This is a genomic window from Kineococcus glutinatus (assembly GCF_039542765.1).
Classification (GTDB): Bacteria; Actinomycetota; Actinomycetes; order Actinomycetales; family Kineococcaceae; genus Kineococcus_A; species Kineococcus_A glutinatus.
Window position 1 is genome coordinate 1 of the sequence record NZ_BAABIL010000029.1, and the last position, 1,623, is coordinate 1,623.

The 1,623-nt window shown below is 74.1% G+C and carries 2 protein-coding genes; both read right to left on the reverse strand.

The features are described 5' to 3' along the window. The coding region (locus tag ABEB16_RS01755) for a DUF885 family protein (RefSeq protein WP_345710556.1) at positions 1-484 on the reverse strand (484 nt) is incomplete at its 3' end. Positions 485-546: 62 nt separating this feature from the next. Continuing rightward, positions 547-1,554 carry a TerC family protein gene (locus ABEB16_RS01760; protein ID WP_345710557.1) on the reverse strand — a complete coding sequence of 336 codons (1,008 nt, stop codon included), beginning with the start codon at positions 1,552-1,554 and terminating at the stop codon, positions 547-549. Positions 1,555-1,623 lie beyond the last annotated feature (69 nt).

Genomic DNA, 1,623 nt, shown 5'->3' on the forward strand with positions numbered 1-1,623 from the left:
GGGCGGCGACCCGGCCGGCGGCCGCGGCGGCGCGCAGCCCCTCGACGTAGCCGTCCACCGCGGCCGGCACCGCGGCCAGCCGGTCGGCGATCTCCTCCCAGTGCGCCGCGGTGTCGGTCGGCAGCAGGTCGAACACCATCCGCAGCTCCTGCAGCGGGCTGGCGATGACGTTGAGCACGCCGGTGAGCTCACCGGCGTCGAACAGCTCGACCTCCAGGCCGAGGCGCTCGCGCAGGGCCGCGAGGGTGGTGCGGTCCACGTCGTCGGCCGGCTCGACGGCGCCGAGGCGGGCCAGCGTGGCCCGGGCGAGGTCTGCGACGGCGGCCGTGCCGGCGGGGGAGTGGTCGCCCAGGCCGGGCCCGGCGGGCGCCCCGATGGACAGGGCCAGGAGCGGCTGCAGCCGCAGCGACGCGGCGAAGTGCTCCTCGGCGAGGTCGTCGGCGGCGCTGCGGGGGCGGGTGGTGGGCTGCTGCTCCTCGCTCACGCCCCGAGCCTAGGGTCCCCCCGGGGTGCGGGCGCGGTGCCGCTGGACGTGCCGCGGTGCGCTCACGCGGTCGGCGGCTCGACGGGGTCGGCGGGGCGCGAGCCGCGCAGCGAGCCGGCGTGGGCCTTCGCGGCGGGGTCGCGGCGGGTCTTCGCCAGGCTCGCCACCGTCGTCACGGTGAGGACCACCGCGATGACGCCCAGGGAGACGGGCGTGGAGATCTGCGGCACCCCGTCGGAGAGGGTGTGCCCCCAGTGCAGGACGAGCTTGACGCCGATGAAGGCCAGCACGACCGCCAGGCCGGTGGACAGGTACACGAGGCGGTCGAGCAGCCCCTGCACGAGGAAGAACAGCGCCCGCAGCCCCAGCAGCGCGAAGGCGTTGGCCGCGAAGACGATGAAGGCCTCCTGCGTCACGCCGAAGACCGCGGGGATCGAGTCCAGCGCGAAGAGCAGGTCCGTGCCGCCGATGGCGATGAGCACGACGAACAGCGGGGTGACGACCCGGCGCCCCTCCAGCCGGGCCACCAGCTTGCCGCCGTGGTACTCCGTCGTGGTCGGCAGCACCCGGCGGGTGGCGCGCACCAGCGCGTTGTCGGCCACGTCGGGGTCCTCGTCCCGGTGCCGGTACAGCTGCACCGCGGTGGCGATGAGCAGCAGGCCGAAGACGAGGAACATGAACGAGAACAGCTCCAGCAGCGCCGCGCCCACCGCGATGAACGCCGCCCGCATGACCAGCGCGAGGACGATGCCGAACGTGAGCACCTTCTGCTGGTGCTCCGGCGGCACCGCGAACGTCGTCATGATGATGACGAAGACGAAGAGGTTGTCGACGGACAGGCTCTTCTCCACCAGGTAGCCGGCGAAGTACTCGGTGCCGTAACCCCAGCCGGCGATCGAGCCGAGCGCGATGCCGAAGGCGATCGCGACGCCGATGTAGAACACCGACCAGATCGTCGCCTCGCGGAAGCCGACCGCGTGCGGGCGCAGCGCCCCCACCGCCAGGTCGAGCGCGAGCAGGAGCAGGACGAGGCCGATGGTGGCGGTCCACGCCGCCGCGGTCACCTCCACGCAGCACTCCCGTGCCGCAGCCCCCGAGCGGTGCGTTCGCCGTCCACCCGACCATGCTCCGGGCCACCG